This window comes from bacterium, assembly GCA_026708055.1.
GTDB lineage: Bacteria > Actinomycetota > Acidimicrobiia > Acidimicrobiales > CATQHL01 > VXNF01.
On record JAPOVS010000069.1, the window covers coordinates 10110 to 28172 of the forward strand.

The following is an 18063-nucleotide window of genomic DNA, read 5'->3' on the forward strand; positions in this document are numbered from 1 at the left end:
CAAAATCCTCATTCAAGCGGGTGATAGCTTCATCGACAAAGCTGTCTTGTCGGGTGCCGTGGTGGCCGCCGCCGCGGCCGCCCGGCGGGACCGCCCGCCCACCGCGATATCGGCTGCCGGCGGCGACCTGCGCGCCGTGCCCGGGCGCGCCGGCGACAGCTCCGGCTCGGAGACCGGGCAGGATCGCCCGGGGCATCGGGGCGCCGGTCGTTAGACTCCTTCGGCGGCGCACCGGGATTCTCCCCGCGCACGCCCCACAGACCACGACAGCGGCCTCGCACTTGATCCTCGCACCCGACGCCAGACTCCCCGCAGCCACTTCCCGCCGCACCGACGATGACCCCCTGCGGATCGCGCTGCTCACCTACCGCGGCAAGCCGCACTGCGGCGGCCAGGGGGTGTACACGCGACAGCTCAGCAGGACGCTCGTGGAACTCGGCCACCACGTGGAGGTGTTCTCCGGCCAGCCGTATCCGGAACTCGACGGGCGGGTGCCGCTGTGGCAGCTCCCGAGCCTGGACATCTTCAACGACCACTTCCCCGGCCGGCGACCCGCCTTCTGGGAGATCAAGACGGCGGCCGACCGCCTCGAGGTCTGGGCCACCCGGTTGGGAGTGTTCTCCGAGCCGCTGGCGTTCAGCGTGCGGGCGTGGCAGGAACTGCGCCGACGCGCCGACGACTTCGACCTGGTGCACGACAACCAGTCGCTGGGCTACGGGATTCTGGCCCTGCGACGGGCCGGGCTGCCGATCATCGCCACCATCCACCATCCGATCACCGTCGACCGCCGCCTGGAGATGGCTCAGGCCAAGACCCGCCAGGAGCGCTTCGGGAAGAAGCGCTGGTACTCCTTCACGAGGATGCAGACCCGTGTGGCCAGGCGCCTGCCGCGGGTGCTGACGGTGTCGGAGTCCTCCCTCCTGGACATCTGCCGCGATCACCGGGTGGCGCCCGACCGCATCGCCGTGGTGCCCGTCGGCGTGGACCCCGACGTGTTCCGGCCGAGGCCAGAGGTGCTGCGCCGGGACGCCCTGCTGGTCACGACCGCCTCGGCGGACGTGGCGATGAAGGGGATGGCGTACCTGCTGGAGGCGCTGGCTCAACTGCGCTCCAGCGGCCGCAAGGCGGAGCTCACGATCATCGGCCGGCCCCGCGCGGACAGCCCCACCCTCGAGAGGATCCAGCTGATGGGCCTCAGCGACGCCGTCCGGTTCGTGTCGGACCTCAGCGAGGCGGAGATCGTGAATCTGTACGCCGAGGCCGCCGTCGCCGTGGTGCCGTCCCTGTACGAGGGGTTCTCGCTGCCGGCCATCGAGGCCATGAGTTGCGCCGTCCCGCTCGTGACCACCACCGGCGGCGCCCTGCCCGAGGTCGTGGGCCCCGACGGCGAGACCGCCCTGCTGGTGCCGCCGGGCGACGCCGCCTCGCTGGCGGGCGCGCTGCAGAGAGTCCTCGACGACCCCGAACTCGGCCGGCGGCTCGGGCAGGGCGGGCGGCGCCGCGTGCTCGACAACTGGAGCTGGCGCCACACCGCCGAACGAACCGTGGAGCAGTACCGCATCCTGCTGGCCGGCACGGGCCGCCGCTCGGCGCGCTGATCGTGGAAACCGTCGACTACCGCCGTCTCGAGCTCGCGCCCGGTCACAGGGTCCTGGATCTGGGCTGCGGCTTCGGCCGCCACGCCTTCGGCGCGCTGCGCCGCGGCGCCGACGTCCTGGCCTGCGATCTGGGGCGCTCCGAACTGGCGGAGGTCCGAGACATGGTCGCCGCCATGCGCGACGCCGAGGAGATACCGGCCGGCGCCTTCGCGATCACCGTCGGCGCCGATGCGCGGCGTCTGCCCTTCGCAGACGGCGGCTTCGACCGGATCATCGCCGCAGAGGTCCTCGAACACATCGACGACGACGGCGCGGCGCTGGCGGAGTTGGCCCGCGTGCTGCGACCGGGCGGGGTGCTGGCGGTGACCGTGCCGTCGTGGCTGCCCGAGAAGCTGTGCTGGCTGCTCTCGGAGGAATACCACGCCCCCGCCGTGCCTGGCGGGCACGTCCGCATCTACACGCTGCGCCGCCTGCGAGCCCTGCTGCGCGAGGCGGGTCTGCTGCCGCTGGGCCGGCACCGGGCGCACGCCCTGCACTCCCCCTACTGGTGGCTGCGCTGCGCCGTCGGCCCGGGCGACGACGACCACCGCCTGGTGCGCGCCTACCGTCGCCTGCTGTGCTGGGAGATCGAGCGCCGACCGCTCATCGCCAGGGTGGCCGAGCGCCTGCTGCGCCCGCTCATCGGCAAGAGCGTGGTGCTGTACGCCGTCAAGGACCCGGGCGCCTCAGCCGAGCGGGCGGGCGCTGCGGCGCGGGCCGGCCGGCGCGTCCGGCACCGGGCGACGGCCGGCGGCGAGATCCCCCGGGTGACCTCCGAGTACCTGCGCGAGGTCCCGGGGCTGCTGAGCCACGCCGACGTGACCGCCACCGCCGAGGGCATCGTCGAGTGGCAGCTGGACTCGGGCCTCATCCTCTGGTTTCCCGGCGGCCACGCCGACCCGTGGAACCACGTCGAGTGCGCCATGGCTCTCGACGTCACCGGGTACCACGCCGCGGCCGAGCGGGCGTACGACTTCCTGGCCGCAACGCAGCGGCGTGACGGCGCCTGGCACCGCTACTACACGGCCGACGGCGTGGAGGAGCACAAGCTGGACGCCAACTGCACGGCCTATGTGGCCTGCGGCGTCTGGCACCACTACCTGATGACCCGCGACCGCGGCTTCCTGGAGGCCATGTGGCGGGTCGTGGAGCGGGCCGTGGGGTTCACCCTGGACCTGCAGCAACCCCGCGGCGAGATCCGCTGGGCGCGCCACGCCGACGGCACGCCGTGGCCGTTCGCGCTGCTCTCCAGCTCGAGCAGCATCCACCACAGCCTGCGGTCGGCGGTGGCCATCGCCGCCGAACTCGGCCTCGCGCGCCCGCGCTGGGAGACGGGCGCCGCCCGCCTGGCCGGCGTGATCAGCCGAGTGCCCGACGCCTTCGCCCCCAAGGACCGCTTCGCAATGGACTGGTACTACCCGGTGCTGGCCGGGATCCTCCAAGGGGACGACGCCCGCCGCCGCCTGCTGGACCGCTGGGACGACTTCGTGCTGGAGGGCTGGGGGGTGCGCTGCGTGGCCGACCGCGACTGGGTGACGCCCGCCGAGACCGCCGAGTGCACCCTGGCGTGCCTCGCCGCCGGTCTCACCTCCGAAGCCTGGGACCTGTTCGGCTGGTCGCAGCGCCAGCGGGACGCTGACGGGCGCTACTGGACCGGCATCGTGCTGCCCCAGGAGCACCGCTTCCCCGCCGGCGAGAAGGCCAGCTACAGCGCCGCGGCCCAGTTGCTGGCCGCCGACGCCCTGACCGGCGCCACAGCGGCGTCGGGACTGTTCACCCGCCGCGGCGACCTGGCGGCGCCGGTGCGGGGCGGGCCGCCCGCCGCCGGCTGAGCCGGCCGGCCCGGCGGTCGCCGCAGCCCGAGCGCGGCTCCGCCCCCTCCAACCCCGCGGCCCGCGGCCGGTCGTCAGCCGGTGCGGTGCAGCACCCGCAGCGAGCCGGTGAAGCCGATCTCGGTGAAGCCGCCCGATTCCAGCGCCCGGAGGTAGATCTCATACGGCGGGCGGCCGCCGTCGGCGGGGTCATCGAACACGTCGTGGATGGCCAGCACGCCCCCCGGTGCCAGGTGCGGCGCCCAGCCCTCGTAGTCGGCGTGGGCGGCGGCGGCACCGTGCCCTCCGTCGATGAACAGGAAGGCCAGCGGCGTGCCCCAGAGTGCCGCCAGCCGGGGCGAGTCGCCGACGACGGCGACGACATGGTCCTCCAGCCCGGCGTCGAACACGTTGCGGCGGAAGTGCGGGAGCGTGTCGATCAGACCGCTGTGGGGATCCACCAGGTCGGGCTCGTGCCAGCGCCAGCCGGGCTGGTTCTCCTCCGAGCCGCGATGGTGGTCCACGGCGAAGAGCACCGTGCCCCGCTCGGCGGCGGCCGCCCCGATGAACAGCGCCGAGCGCCCGCAGTAGCTGCCCACTTCCAGGAACGGACCCTCGGGTGCCGCCACGGCCGCCTCGTAGAGGGCGAGCCCCTCGTCGGCGGGCATGAAGCCGCGGGCCGCCTCGGCGAGCGCCCGCCGCCGGGGATCCACCGGCCGTCCCGGATCAGGCGCCGGCGGCGCTCGCCGGCCGGTGAACCCGTTCCTCCGACGGCACCCGCCTGCTCGGCCACAGGTAGCGGTCCAGAACGAAGAACTTCACCAGCCACAGCACCGCGTAGGTGCCGACGTTCACGAGCACGATCAGCCCCGAGTTGTCCCAACGGCTGGCGGCGTCGACAGCCAGCGTCGACGCCACCGCGCCGACGACGGTGATCACCCAGAACGGCACGATCTCGCCCCAGAGGCGGTTGCGCCCGCTGCGACTCCACACCCAGTACCGGTTGATGAGGTACGCGGGCACCGCGCCGACGCTCACCGACAGCAGGTTGGCGTGCCAGGCCTCCCACCCCGCCATGCTGTGCAGCACGTACAGCAGCAGCAACGTGAGCGGCGCCAGGACGCAGCTCGCCGCGCTGTAGCGCAGCAGCCGGTACCACACCGGCCAGCGCTCCCGGACCACCTCGAGGACCCGGAGGATCTCGGCGCGCAGAGCGGCCGCGGCGCTCATCCCTCACCGCCGCGCCAGCGGTAGACGCCCGTGTCGCGGCGCTCGAAGCCCATGCGCTCGTAGAGACGCACCGCCGCGGCCCGGCTGGGGCGCGACGTGAGATCGACGGTGACCGCGCCGGCCGCAGAGGCCCGGCGCAGGGCCTCCCGGGTGAGCGCCTCGCCCACACCGCCGCCGCGCACGGCGCTCTCGACCACGACGTCCTCGATCCACGCCCGCATCCCCGTCGGCAGCCGGAACAGCACCAGCACGAGCATCCCCACGATGGCACCGTCGAGCCGCGCCAGGAGCAACACCGTCGCCTCCGCCTCGCACAACTCGGCCACCTGCTCGGCCGACGGCGCCGCGGCCGATGTCGACAACTGCGGCACCAACCCCTGGACCGCCGCCACCACCTCACCGTCACACACGCCGGGCTCGTAGATCTCCAAACCGCGCCGTGACACACTCCGAGGATAGAGCCGAACCTCCTGATCACCGGGCACCCGCCGGGACCGGAGACCCACGAGGGAGGGGACGCCGGGGGGACGACGCCGGATCGATTTCGCCAGACGATCCGCCGACGCCCACCGGCGGCCCCGACCGGACAGATCGACAGCCGAGAGGGGCGGCGGATTCTGCGGACGGGCTGTGCGGCGGTAGGGTCTCGCCCGTGGACGAAACGGTGCCGCAGTCACCCACACCCGATCTCGCCGAAGTCCGGTGGACGAGGCGCCCGCGCCTCGAGCGGCCCGTGGTGCTGGCCGCCTTCCGCGGCTGGAACGACGCCGGCGACGCAGCCACCGGCGCGGCCAAGCACCTGGCGCAGCAGTGGCGCACCACCGCCTTCGCCGAGCTGGACCCCGAGGAGTTCTACGACTTCACGGTTGCCCGCCCGCTCGTGCACCTCGACGAGGACGGTCAGCGGAGGCTCACCTGGCCCACGAACCGATTCTCGGCCGGCCGCGTGCCCGGCAGCGAGACCGACGTGATCATCCTCGAGGGGATCGAGCCGCACTTCCGCTGGAGTTCGTTCTGCCGGCACGTGCTCGGCGTCGCCAAGCACCTCGAGGCGCGGCTCGTCGTCACCCTCGGGGCGCTGCTGGCCGATGTGCCGCACACCCGCCCGGTGTCGATCTACGGCTCCACCGACGACACGGAGCTGGCCGAGCGCCTGCAGCTGCGCAGTTCGAGCTACGAGGGCCCCACCGGCATCGTCGGCGTGCTGGGCGTGGCCTGCCGCCAGGCGGGCGTCGCCTCGGCGTCGCTGTGGGCGTCGGTGCCCGCCTACGCGGCCGGCAACCCGTCGCCGAAGGCCACCCTGGCGCTCACCGAGCAGGTCGCCGGGCTGCTCGGCACCGACGTCGAGACGGGTGACCTGCATCACCAGTCGCTGGTGTACGAGCAGGAGGTGGACGAACTCGTCAGCAGCGACGACGACGCCCAGACCTACGTCGCCGAACTCGAGCAGGCCTTCGACAACAGCCCCGACGTCGACCCCGACGACCCCGCGCGCCTCGTCCAAGAAGTCGAGAAGTTCCTCCGCGACCAGTCCTGATCGCCGCGACCCGCGCCAGGGTTTGCGGACGGGCACCCGAATCTGTATCGTGCAAGACGGTCACAGACCGAAGGTGCCGCACCCCCTTTGTCGTCGTTGGCAGAGCGCAGAGGGGTGCGGCGCTTCCATTCTGCGAACCGGTTCGTGATATCACAACCTATTTCAGTCCAGTGTGCCCCCGCACCAAGGAAAAGCGGCACCCCGAGCCGCCGCCCGGACTGCGGCGGGCTAGGCCTCGCCGAGGTAGGACGCTCTGAGGTCGGGGTGTTTGAGCAGGTTCTCGGCGGTGTCGTCGAGGACGACGCGACCGGTCTGCAGGACCCAGCCGCGGTCGGCGATGCCCAGCGCCATGTTGGCGTTCTGCTCCACCATGAAGATGGTCAATCCGGCCTCGTGGATCTGCTCGATGAGGTCGAAGTTCTGCTTCACGAGGGCGGGCGCCAGCCCCATCGAGGGCTCGTCCATCAGCAGCACCTTGGGCCTCGACATGAGCGCCCGGCCGATCGCCACCATCTGCTGCTCGCCGCCTGACAGGGTCCCCGACTTCTGGCTGAGGCGCTCCTTGACGCGGGGGAACAGCTCGAACACCCACTCCATGTCCGAGGCGATGCCGTCGCTGTCGCTGCGCAGGTAGGCGCCGAGCTGGAGGTTCTCCCGTACGGACAGCCGCTGGAACAGGCGCCGGTTCTCCGGGACCATGGTGACGCCCCGCTCCACCCGGTAGGCCGTGGAGCGGTCGTTCACCACCTCGCCGTCGAGCACGACCTGACCGGAGGTGGGCTTGACCATGCCCAGCAGGGTCTTCAGGGTGGTGGACTTGCCGCTGGCGTTGCCGCCGAGCAGGCAGACCATCTCGCCGGGATGGATCGCCAGGTTCACGTCCTTGAGGGCGTGCACCGCGCCGTAGTGCGTGTTGACCTGCCGCATCTCCAGCAGCGGGGCAGCGGCGGTCACGACGGGCACCCCGCGACCGGGCCAACGATCATCGCGCCCGCCTAGGCGCGCGACTGGATTCCGGCCTTCGCCGGAATGACGGACAGCGGGGCAGCGGCGCAGCGGCGGGGGTGGAGTCGCTCATGACGTGGGCGCATCCTCGATGATGGTGTCCCGGCCCAGGTAGGCCTCGATCACGCGGGGGTCCATCGAGACCTCGGCGTAGAGGCCCTCGGTGAGAAGTTCGCCGTGGTTCAGGACGACGACGCGGTCGGAGGTGTCCCGCACCACCGACATGTCGTGCTCGATGAACACGATGGCGAAGCCCCACTCGTCCCGCAGCCGACCGATCAGCCGGGTCAGCTCCGCGGACTCCACGGGGTTCATGCCGGCCACCGGCTCGTCGAGGAGGAGGAGCTTCGGCTGCGTGGCCATGGCGCGGGCGATCTCCAGGCGGCGGCGGTTGGCGTAGGACAGCACCGAGGCGGGCTGGTTGAGCCGGAAGCCGACCAGCCGGGTGCCGAAGAAGCCCAGGGCCTCCTCGCCCCGCGTGCGGATCTCATCCTCCTCGCGCCGGAAGCCCCGCGTGTAGAACAGCGCCCCCCAGGCGCCCCGCTTCGTGCGGCAGTGCTGGGCCACCATGACGTTCTCGAGGATCGTCATGTTGGTGAACAGCCGCACGTTCTGGAACGTGCGGGCGACGCCCCGGGCGGTCACCTGGTTGGGGTCGAGGCCCAGCAGCGTCGAACCCTCGAAGAGGATGTCGCCGGCGGTGACGGGCACCATGGCGGAAATGGCGTTGAACAGCGTCGTCTTGCCGGCGCCGTTGGGGCCGATGACCGAGACGATCTCGCCCTCGTGCACCTCCATGTTGAGGCCGTTGACCGCCTTGAGGCCGCCGAAGTCGACGTCGAGGTTCCGGATCTCCAGGAGCGGGGAGGCGCTGCGGCTCATGGGCGCTCCCCCGCCGCGGGCTCGTCGCCGTTGCCGTCATCAGTGTCGACCTCGCCCCGCAGCCAGGCGTCCTGCAGGAACTCCTCCTGGTGCAGCTCGCGGGACCGGCGGACGCTGGGGATGAGCCCCTCGGGCCGGGCCAGCATCATCCACACCAGCAGCGCGCCGTAGATGAGCAGCTTGAACTCCGAGAACTCCTGCAGCAGGCCGGGCTGCTTCGGCCCGCCCAACACGCCGATGAGGAGCGCCGCACCGGCGATGACGCCGATGATGCTGCCCATGCCCCCGAAGATCACCACCACCAGGATGACCATCGACACCAGGATCAGGAAGCTGGACGGGAACACCGAACCCACCTTGTTGGCGAAGATGGCGCCGCTGAAGGAGCCGAGGACAGCGCCCACCACGAAGGCCAGCAGCTTGACGTTGACGGTGTTGATGCCCATGGCCTCGGCCACGGTCTCGTCCTCGCGCACCGCCATCCAGGCGCGCCCCAGGCGCGAGCGCTCGAGTCGCCACGAGACGTAGATGGCGATGGCGCAGAAGACCAGCACCAGGTAGAAGACGTTGCGCGGGTTGGTGCCGTCGACGGTCGTGAGACCGAAGATCTCCACCCCGCCGATGGCGGTGATGCCCTGCGATCCGCCGAACCAACCCGAGAGCCAGTCCGACAGGAACAGCAGCCGGATGATCTCGCCGAAACCCAGGGTGACGATGGCCAGGTAGTCGCCGCGCATGCGGATGACCGGCGCCCCGATGAACAGGCCCACCAGCCCGGTGACGATGACCACGAAGATGAGCGCCACGAACCAGGGGAGTTCGGGGTTGATCCTGGGCGAGGTGGCCGCCGTCAGCACCGCCGCGGTGTAGCTGCCGACGGCGAAGAAGGCCACGTAGCCGAGGTCCAGGATGCCGGCGAGGCCGACCACGATGTTGAGCCCCAGCGCCAGCAGCACGAACAGGCCGACGTTGGCCAGCAGCTCATTGGTGAGGCTGCCGACCAGCAGCGGCACGACGATCAGGATCGCCGCGGTCAGCAGGATCATCCCGGCGTTGGCCCTGGTGCGCGCCGGACCCTCGAGGGTCTTGATCCGCTCGCGGGCAACCTTCAGGCGGCCGCGCCCGAAGAACGCCGCCACCCCGGAGATGGCGGCGGTCACCCCCGCGCCGGCCTGGGTGAGCCCGCCCCGGCGGGCGTAGAACCAGTCGGCCACCGGCTCCAGTCCGACGCCACTCACGAGGTCGACGACGAGCTGCTCCAGGATCGCGGCGAGGACGACCGTGGCGGCCATCGTCAGCAGCGTGCGGCGCCAGCGGGTCGCCAGCAGCCGCAGACCGCCGCCGATGAAGCCTCCGACGGCGCCGATGCCGAGCCAGATCAGCACCCCGAAGGCAGGCCCCTGGTCGAAGGAGAGCAGATCCCGCAGTTGCGGGCTCCAGTTCACCAGCGGCTCCCGGATGTCGAAGTGGGTGATCAGCACCACCAGCAGCGACAGACCCGCGCCCGCCAGCGTCCCCACCAGGGCGCCGCCGATCAACTCGTACCGGCCGGGCCCGTGGATCGGGACGCCCTCGAGTTTGACCTGGCGGCCGATGCGGTGACCCACGACGATGGGGATGGCCCCGATGAACACGTAGCCGAGGCTCAGGATCGACTCGATAACGAGGCGCTCGTCGAGCCGCACCGGCATGGCCGAGAGCGAGATGAACATCTCCACGAAGGCGGCCACGCCTCCCAAGCGCCCCAGCCGGCGCCAGTCCAGGTCGCGGGCGCGGCGCGGCGGGGCGAGCTCTTCCTCGGGGGGCCCGGGGCGCATCTCGGTGGCGGTCATGTCCGGTCCTCGGCCCGCAGGCGCTCACCGAAGATGCCGCTGGGCCGCAGCAGCAGCACGCCGATCAGCATGGCGAAGGCCACGGCGTCGCGCAGCTGCGACACCCCGCTGACGCCCAGCGGCTCCAGGATGAGCAGCGGTCCCACCGACTCGGCGATCCCGATGAACAGGCCACCGACCATGGCCCCGCCGAGGTTGCCGATGCCGCCCACCACCGCCGAACTGAAGGCCTTGATGCCGGGCAGGAACCCGGTGTTGTGGATGACGCTGCCGAACAGGACCCCCCAGAGGATGCCCGCCATGCCGGCGAAGGCGCCGCCCACGGCGAACACCTTCACGATGGTGCGGTTCACGTCGATGCCCATGAGGGCGGCGATCTCGGCGTCCTCGGCCACCGCCCGCATCGCCTTGCCGACCTTGGTGCGCTCCACGAGGTACCAGAGGGCGATCATCGAGACGGCCGCGGCCACGATGACCATGATCCTGGCGCCCTCGATCTCGAGGAAGGTGTGCTTCTCCCGCAGCCAGTCGGGCCTTCGCGGGTACGACTTGCTGGCCGGGCCGAACAGCACGATCGACATGTTCTGGATGAAGAACGACACGCCGATGGAGGTGATGAGCGGTATCAGCCGGGGCGCCCCCCGCAGCGGCCGGTAGGCGACCCGTTCCATGACCACCGCCAGGAACATCGACACCAGGATCGACCCGAACATCACCAGCGCCAACGAGCCGATGAAGTTGCTCTCCCACAGGCCGGCGTCGGCCAGCTTGTTGGAAGTGATCATGCCGGTCATGGCGCCCATCATGAACACCTCGCCGTGGGCGAAGTTGATGAACCCCAGCACGCCGTAGACCATGGAGTAGCCCAGCGCGATCAGCCCGTACATGGCGCCCTGGGCGATGCCCGACACCACGAGGCCCCGGAACTGGGCGCCGGTGAGGCCGGTGGCGTCGGGATTGGCCCAGCGGGCGAAGGCGTTGTCGGTGTTGATCTCCTGGGCGATGAACGCCGCCAGGCCGACGAGAACCAGCCCGACGGCGAAGACGCGCAGGACCGTGAGGAATTGGTCGACACCGGTGCGGGGCGCCCCGGTGCGGGGCGCGCCTCTGACGTTCACCGGAACCGCCTCACGGCCTACAACAGTAGGCGAGGGCGTCCCGGGCGTTGCAGTTCGGGCCTCTGGGTGCTACGGGGCGTAGGAGAAGACGACGTTCTCCATGCTGGCATCGGCGTTGGCCTCGCCTCCGATGTTCTGGACGACGGTGATGCGGGCGGCGCCGCAGTCGCCGAAGTCGTCGCAGTTGATCGTGCCGATGAGGCCGCTGTAGCCCCGGAGTTGGTTCAGGTAGGCGCGCACGCCCTGGCGGTCGATCACCAGCGTGTCACCGTCCAGCCTGGAGGCGGCCACGATCGCGTCCAGCAGCATCGCCGTGGCGTCGTAGCCGTGCGCCCAGAACGGCGCCGCCGGCCGCTCGCCGTAGTCGGCCTCGTAGGCCGCCAGGAAGTCCGGCGCCGACTTGCCGGTGCTCTGGTTCACGTTGTCGCCGAAGCGCTGATCCGGCCCGGAGAAGTACATGCCCGCGGTCTGCGGCAGCGCCAGGTAGTTGGTGTTCAGCAGGCCGTCGGCGGCCAGCAGCACCGTGTCCTCCAGCCCCGGCACGCCCGGCGCCTGGTCGGCGATGAAGTCGCCCGCCGGCTGGAAGATCGGGAAGAACAGCGCGCCCGGGCTGCCGGCGGCGATCTCGGTCAGCACGGGCACCATGTCGGTGTCCTCCTTGTTCACCGCCGAGAAGCCGGTCACCGTGCCGCCCAGGGCCGCGTAGGCGTCAGCGAACGCCTGCGCCAGGCCTTGGGTGTAGGGGTCGCCGTCGTGGATGGCCGCGGCGCTCCCGATCCCCAGTTCGTCGTAGACGAACGCGGCCATCGCCGCGCCCTGGAACAGGTCGTTGTGGGCGGTGCGGTAGTAGCCCTCGCTGTAGTTGGGCCCCGCGTTGCCGGCCAGGTCCGACGTGAGAGCCGGGGAGGTGTTGGCCCCGGAGATCATCGTCATGCCGGCCGCGCCGATCAGCGGCGCCGCCGCCACCGCCGCGCCCGAGCACGACGTGCCGATCACGCCGACCACGTCGGAGTCGGACACGACCGTCTGCGCCGCCGCCTGCCCGCCGTCGTTGGAGCACAGGTCGTCGAGCGTGGTGCCGAGGTCCACGTCGAAGCCGCGCACCGGGCCGTAGTCCCTGATCGCCAGGACCACGCTGCGCTCGATCGGCAGGCCGAAGTAGGCCACGTCGCCCGAGATGGCGTTCAGCGAGCGGATCTGGACCGCGTCGCCCGCCTCGACCCTGACGACGCCCAGCGAGCCGTCGCCGAACGGCGTCTCCAGCTCGATCGGCGGGATGGATCCGGCCTCGGCGGCCGAGCCCAGCGGCGAGAACGAGAAGACCACGTTGTCGAGGCTGGCCTCGGCGTTCTCCTCGCCGCCGATGTTCTGGATCACGGTGATGCGGGAGGAGCCGCAGTCGCCGAAGTTGTCGCAGTTGATGGTTCCGATGAGGCCGCTGTAGCCCTCGACGCCGTTGAGGAACTCGCGCACGCCCTGGCGGTCGATCACCAGGTTGTCGCCGTCCAGGTAGGACGCCGCGTCGATGGCGTCCAGCAGCAGCGTGGTGGCGTCGTAGCCGTGCGCCCAGAACGGCGCCGCCGGACGCTCGCCGTAGTCGGCCTCGTAAGCCTCCAGGAAGTCCACCGCGGACTTGCCGGTGCCCTGGTTCACGTTGTCGCCGAAGCGCTGATCCGGCCCGGAGAAGTACATGCCGACGGTCTGCGGCAGCGACAGGTAGTTGGTGTTCAGCAGGCCGTCGGCGGCCAGCAGCACCGTGCCCTCCAACCCCGGCACGCCGGGTGCCTGGTCGGCGACGAAGTCGCCCGCCGGCTGGAAGATCGGGAAGAACAGCGCACCCGGGCTGCCGGCGGCGATCTCGGTCAGCACCGGCACCATGTCGGTGTCGTCCTTGTTGACCGCCGAGAAGCCGGTCACGTCGCCGCCGAGTGCGGCGAAGGCGTCGGTGAACGCCTGGGCCAGGCCCTGGGTGTACGGGTCACCGTCGTGGATCGCCGCGGCGGAGCCGATGCCCAGCTCGTTGTACACGAACTCGGCCATGGCCGCGCCCTGGAACAGGTCGTTGTGGGCCGTGCGGTAATAGCCCTCGCTGTAGTTGGGCCCGGCGTTGCCGGCCAGGTCCGACGTGAGGGCCGGCGAGGTGTTGCCGCCGGAGATGATCACCATGCCCGCGGCGCCGATCAGCGGCGCCGCCGCCACCGCCGCACCCGAGCACGACGTGCCGATCACGCCGACCACGTCGGAGTCGGCCACGACCGTCTGCGCCGCCGCCTGGCCGCCGTCGTTGGAGCACAGGTCGTCCAGCGTGGTGCCGAGGTCGACGTCGAAGCCCTTGATCGGGCCGTAGTCCCGGATCGCCAGCACCACCGACCGCTCGATGGGCAGGCCGAAGAACGCCACGTCACCGGAGATGGCGTTCAGCGAGCGGATCTGGATGGCGTCGCCCGCCTCGACGGTCACGACGCCCAGCGACCCGTCGCCCAGGTGGGTCATGTCCACCGCTGGGGCCTCGTCGGGCCCCGCGGGCACCTCCGTGGTGGCCGTGGGCTCCGCCGCGGTGGTGGCGGTGGGCTGGGCGGTGTCGTCCTCAGCGTCGCCGCAGGCGGCGGCCACGAGGACGACGCACAGGAGCGATGCGAGCAGCGAGTAAAGAAGACGGACAGACCTACCGGATCCGAACATGCCGATCCCCTCCTCTTTGAGTCGACGGTCCACTTGGGGACACTAGTTGGCCCACAAACCTACCGGGACGGCAGGCTGACAGGTACGAATCACCATCGATGGATGACACCTATTGACGACTGTTCTCATACGAATGTCGAATGATCGCGAGAGGCTCGCGCGCTGTCTCAGGTCCGGGCGCGCCAGAGCGGCTCCCGGGGAGCGTCGAAGAGGACGTCCGTGACCTCGCCGCGCACCGAGCTGAAGGCGTGCTCCACCCAGATGTCCGGTCCGGCCAGCGGGGACGGCAGGTCGTCCTGTGAGAAGAACCCCACGCCGGTGCACTCCACCGGGTGGGCGCGCAACTCCCCGCCCAGCGCCCGGCAGTGGTACACCAGGGAGTAGGTGGGCACCGACGTGAAGCCGTGGCGCATGCTGTCGAGCACCGCGATGAGCCGGACCGGCTCGCAGTCGATGCCGGTCTCCTCCGCCACCTCCTTGACCGCGATCTCCGAGGACGAGTAGCCCACGTCGGCCCAGCCGGTGGGGTACAGCCAGTACCCCGAGTCCGCCCGGCGGATCAGCAGCACCCTCCCGTCGTCGTCGCTCACGACCGCGCCCACGGCCACTTTGGGGGTGACGTAGCCGGGCACTCCCTCGCCCACCGCGGCGATCCACTCGGTGATCTGCGTGGCAGGGTCACAGCAGCGGCCCGCCGCGGCGGCGATGTCGGCGGCCACGGCCAGCACCTCCTCGAACCGCTCGCGCTCGTAGTGGCTGTCGGTAAACCCCAGGCCGGTGCGGGCGATGCCGGCCAGCGCCTCGCTCCAGCGCAGCAACTCCAGTTCGTCAATGGGTTGGCCGATGGGGTCGGCGACGGGGTCGCCGTGCGGGGTTCCGCCACCCGCGGGGGAACCCCCTGCGGGGCTGCTCGGCGGCGGGCCCGTCATTGCCTCGTCATGGCGCCGGCGCGATGCCCGCCGCCTCGCGCACCGCCGCGGCGATCCGCTCGAGCCGCTCCGGGTCGGTGATCCTGCCGCCGCTGCCGTCGTGCACGTAGAAGGAGTCCACGACGTGGTCGCCCAGGGTCTGCACCTTCGCCTGCCCGATGTGCAGGCCGGAGCGCACCAGCGCCTCGGTGATCCAGTGGAGCAGGCCGAGGCTGTCGGGTGCCGCCACCTCGATCACCGTCACCGAGGAGATCTCGTTGTCGAACTTCACGTAGGACTCGGTCACCGGCTCGGGAGCCAGCGGATCGCCGGCACCCGAGGCGGCGTGCGCCCAGCGGGCCAGCCGCTCGCCGGGCACCAACTCGCCGGCGAGCGCGGCGCGCACGTCGGCCAGCACCGGCGGCCACTCCAACCCCACTCCCGGCGGCGGCTCCACGAACACCGCGAGCGCCGTCATGCCGGCGGCGGTGTGCACCGCCGCGGAGAGGACGTTCAGACCGTTGAGGCTGATCGCTCCGGCGACCGCGCCCAGCACCGTCGGCGCGCTCGGCACGACCACGATCAGTTGCCGCTCGGAGACCTCCAGCAGCTCGGTCCCGACCGCCATGGCCTCGCTCACCTCGGGGGTGGGGAACGCGTCCGGTTCGCCGCCGAGCACGCCGCCGCGGAGGTAGTTCTCGGTGCGGCGCACCAGCCCCCGCACGAGGTCGGCCTTCCAGCGGGTCCACACCGATGGGCCCGTGGAGATCGCATCGGCCTCGGTCAGGGCTGCGAGCAGTTGCAGCATCTCGACGCTGCCCACCTGCTCGGCCACCCGCTGCACCGTGCTGATCTCGTCGATGTCGCGCCGGATGGCCACGTCGGGCAGCAGCAGGTGGAGTTCCACGAGCCGCACGAGCGTGGCCACGTCGTCGGCGTCGAAGCCCATGCGGCGGCCGATGACGTCCATGAGCTCCATGCCGACGGTGGTGTGATCGCCGGGGTAGCCCTTGCCGAGGTCGTGCAGCAGGGACGCCACCAGCAGCAGATCCCGGCGGCGCACGCTCACCTCGCCGCCGGCGATCATGTCGGCGGCCTGGGCGGCCGTCTCGCAGAGGTGGCGGTCCACGGTGAAGCGGTGGTAGTCGTTGCGTTGCAGGCGGCTCCGGCAGGTCTCCCACTCGGGCAGGATCTTGACCACGGCGCCCGCCTGGTCGAGCGCCTCGATGATGGGGATGGCGTTGCGCCCGCAGGCCAGCAACTCCACGAACAGCTCCCGGGCGCCGGCCGGCCAGGGGTCGCCGAGCGGCGTCATCTCGGCGCCGAGCCGCAGCAGGGAGTCGCGCTCGATGCGGGTGCCGCGGCCCGCCGCCGCCACCGCCACCCGCAGGGGCAGCAGCGCATCGCCGCTCACCGACACCTCCGGCGTCAGGCGCAGCTCGTTGCGGTCGTGGCGGATCTGGACACCCGCCTCGAGGGTCGTGACCGCGGGGCGACGGCGGCGCATCCCGCGCGGCGCCGTCCAGTGCTCGACACCCGCCCAGGCCTCGTCGGCCACCCAGCCGACCGTGCGTCCCGCCGCCGCCACCGCGGTCATGAAGTCCTCCACCGTGGTGTGACCGAGCGCGGCAGCCACGTCGGCCTGCACCTCCAGGGTGAGCAGGTTGCGGGCGTTGCCGGTGGCGCGGTGCAGCTCGACGCGGGCGGCCAGCAGGGTCTCGTGGGCGCCGCGCACCATCGTGCTGTCGGGATCGGCGAGGTCGGGCCGAGCCAGCGCCACGTAGCGCAGCGCCTGCAGGTCGCGCATGCCGCCGGTGGACTCCTTCAGGTCGGGCTGCAGCCGGAAGGCGACCTCCCCGTGCTCGAACTCCCGCCAGCGGGCGTCGGAGGCCAGCTGGGGCAGCCAGCGGCGAGCCCGGCGGGACCACTGGTCGCGGGCGCCTCCGACGAGGCGCTCGGCGAGGCTCGGATCGCCGGCCACGCAACGCGCCGACAGCAGCGACGTGGCCGTGTCGAGATCGTCCGACGCCAGCTGCAGCGTCTCGGGCACGGTGCGCACGGCGTGGCCGAGCTTCAGGCCCTCGTTCCACACGGGGTACCACAGCTCGCCTGCCAACTCGGTGACGTCCTGGCCCCGCTCGTACAGCAACAACAGGTCGAGGTCGCTCTCGGGGCTCAGCTCGGAGCGGCCGTACCCGCCGACGGCGATCAGCGCCACACCCCGCTCGGGACCGCCGGCGCCGCGGTACACCTCTGCCAGCCACTCGTCCACGCGGCGGCTGTAGGCACGGCAGAACACAGCCCCCGCCAGGCGCCGGTCGGCGATGATCCGCTGCCGGTCGAGGGGGCGTATGCCGGCGGCGGCGGTGGGTGCGGTCATCTGCGTCTGACGTGCTGCGGCGCGCCCGGGCCGGTGTCGGTCAGCCCGCCCACGGTCTCAACCCGCGTTGGCGGCCGCGTTGCCGGTCGCGGTGGCGGCGCCGACCGCCTCGCCGAGGGCGGCGTTGAGGTTGCCCGAGCGCAGGCCCTCCAGATCGAGGGTCACGTAGCTGTAGCCGGCCGCCCGCACGGCGGCCACGACCGCGGCCCGGGCGGCCACGACGTCGCCCAGCCGATCCGGCGGCACCTCGATCCGCGCCAGATCGTCATAGTGGCGCACGCGGAGTTCCTCGAATCCGAGTCGCGCCAGGGCGGCCTCGGCCTCCCCGACGGTGCGCAGTACCGGCGCCGAGACCGGCGTGCCGTAGGGCAGCCGAGACGCCAGGCACGGCGCCGCGGGCTTGTCCCAGACCTCCAGGGCCAGCAGCCGGGCCGCGGCCCGCACGTCCTCCTTGGTGAATCCGGCCTCCACGAGGGGGAAGCGGGCGCCGCGGCTCGCGGAGGCGTCCACGCCGGGGCGGTGGTCGCCCAGGTCGTCCAGGTTCACTCCGAGGACGACGGTGGCCCCTTCGGCGCCGGCCACCGGCTCCAGGGCGTCCATGAGGGCGTCCTTGCAGTGGGCGCAGCGCTGGGCGTCGTTGCGGCGGTAGGCGGCGCGCTCCATCTCGAGGGTCTCCACCTCGCTGTGGCGCACGCCCCAGGACTCGGCCAGGCGGCGGGCGTCGTGGCGCTCGATCTCTGCCAGCGAGGGTGACACAGCGGTCACGGCGTGCGCCCGCTGCGGCCCCAGTTCGTCGTTGGCAACCCAGGCCAGCAGCGAGGAATCCACGCCACCGCTGAAGGCCACCACGACCGGGGCGGCCTCCGACAGCAGCGTCCGCAAGGAGGCGAGCCGTGCGGCGACGGCGGTGTCTGCGGTGCTGGCCGTGCGGATGTCGGTCACGGTGCTCCTCGCCGTCCCTGCGCCGGCCGGCTGTCACTGTGCCGGTCCGGCCCCCCGCCAGCAGGCTACAGCGGCCGCACCCGCAGGGCCTGCGCCGGC

General features: G+C 71.8%; 15 protein-coding genes. 4 read left to right on the forward strand and 11 right to left on the reverse strand.

Annotated elements, in window-relative coordinates; genetic code table 11:
• The 3 genes from OXG55_14790 to OXG55_14800 all read left to right on the forward strand — a co-directional run.
• Positions 1-214, forward strand: a 214-nt coding sequence (locus tag OXG55_14790) for a hypothetical protein (protein ID MCY4104505.1), incomplete at its 5' end; no start/stop codon positions are given.
• 67 nt (positions 215-281) lie between these two features.
• Entirely contained in the window at positions 282-1598 is a 1317-nt protein-coding gene (locus OXG55_14795) for a glycosyltransferase family 4 protein (protein MCY4104506.1), read from the forward strand.
• 2 nt (positions 1599-1600) lie between these two features.
• Positions 1601-3469, forward strand: coding sequence for a class I SAM-dependent methyltransferase (locus tag OXG55_14800; GenBank protein MCY4104507.1), 1869 nt, complete (start codon positions 1601-1603; stop codon positions 3467-3469).
• A 74-nt stretch (positions 3470-3543) separates the two neighbouring features.
• On the opposite strand, the gene OXG55_14805 is transcribed toward OXG55_14800, so the two are convergent.
• Genes OXG55_14805 through OXG55_14815 form a run of 3 tightly spaced genes read right to left on the reverse strand, consistent with a single transcriptional unit; the run spans position 3544 to position 5124 of the window.
• A complete protein-coding gene (locus OXG55_14805; GenBank protein MCY4104508.1) occupies positions 3544-4116 on the reverse strand; it encodes a class I SAM-dependent methyltransferase in 573 nt (190 codons plus the stop codon).
• Between the two features lie 58 nt (positions 4117-4174).
• Positions 4175-4678: a GtrA family protein gene (locus OXG55_14810; protein MCY4104509.1), complete on the reverse strand. Its 504-nt coding sequence runs from the start codon at positions 4676-4678 to the stop codon at positions 4175-4177.
• Positions 4675-5124, reverse strand: a complete 450-nt coding sequence (locus tag OXG55_14815; GenBank protein ID MCY4104510.1) for a GNAT family N-acetyltransferase — start codon at positions 5122-5124, stop codon at positions 4675-4677. The genes OXG55_14810 and OXG55_14815 overlap by 4 nt, the downstream gene beginning before the upstream one ends.
• Before the next feature lie 206 nt (positions 5125-5330).
• Between OXG55_14815 and OXG55_14820 the strand changes: the two genes are divergently transcribed.
• The gene (locus tag OXG55_14820; protein ID MCY4104511.1) at positions 5331-6215 is read left to right on the forward strand and encodes a PAC2 family protein; all 885 of its coding nucleotides are present in this window, start codon (positions 5331-5333) and stop codon (positions 6213-6215) included.
• Between the two features lie 228 nt (positions 6216-6443).
• Here OXG55_14820 and OXG55_14825 read toward each other — a convergent pair whose 3' ends face one another.
• The 8 genes from OXG55_14825 to larE form a co-directional block, all read right to left on the reverse strand.
• Entirely contained in the window at positions 6444-7142 is a 699-nt protein-coding gene (locus tag OXG55_14825) for an ABC transporter ATP-binding protein (GenBank protein ID MCY4104512.1), read from the reverse strand.
• A gap of 147 nt (positions 7143-7289) precedes the next feature.
• A complete protein-coding gene (locus OXG55_14830) occupies positions 7290-8102 on the reverse strand; it encodes an ABC transporter ATP-binding protein (GenBank protein MCY4104513.1) in 813 nt (270 codons plus the stop codon).
• The gene (locus OXG55_14835) at positions 8099-9934 is read right to left on the reverse strand and encodes a branched-chain amino acid ABC transporter permease (protein MCY4104514.1); all 1836 of its coding nucleotides are present in this window, start codon (positions 9932-9934) and stop codon (positions 8099-8101) included. Before OXG55_14835 ends, OXG55_14830 begins: the two co-directional genes overlap by 4 nt.
• On the reverse strand, positions 9931-11052 hold the full coding sequence (locus tag OXG55_14840) for a branched-chain amino acid ABC transporter permease (GenBank protein ID MCY4104515.1): 1122 nt from the start codon (positions 11050-11052) through the stop codon (positions 9931-9933). The genes OXG55_14835 and OXG55_14840 overlap by 4 nt, the downstream gene beginning before the upstream one ends.
• 69 nt (positions 11053-11121) lie before the next feature.
• Positions 11122-13734 carry a branched-chain amino acid ABC transporter substrate-binding protein gene (locus tag OXG55_14845; protein ID MCY4104516.1) on the reverse strand — a complete coding sequence of 871 codons (2613 nt, stop codon included), beginning with the start codon at positions 13732-13734 and terminating at the stop codon, positions 11122-11124.
• 167 nt (positions 13735-13901) lie between these two features.
• Positions 13902-14663 (reverse strand): NUDIX hydrolase N-terminal domain-containing protein, encoded by a 762-nt coding sequence (locus OXG55_14850; GenBank protein ID MCY4104517.1) that lies wholly within the window; start codon positions 14661-14663, stop codon positions 13902-13904.
• A 7-nt stretch (positions 14664-14670) separates the two neighbouring features.
• Positions 14671-17022, reverse strand: coding sequence for a [protein-PII] uridylyltransferase (locus OXG55_14855; GenBank protein MCY4104518.1), 2352 nt, complete (start codon positions 17020-17022; stop codon positions 14671-14673).
• Positions 17023-17079: 57 nt separating this feature from the next.
• A complete protein-coding gene (gene larE, locus OXG55_14860; protein MCY4104519.1) occupies positions 17080-17964 on the reverse strand; it encodes an ATP-dependent sacrificial sulfur transferase LarE in 885 nt (294 codons plus the stop codon).
• Between the last annotated feature and the right edge of the window lie 99 nt (positions 17965-18063).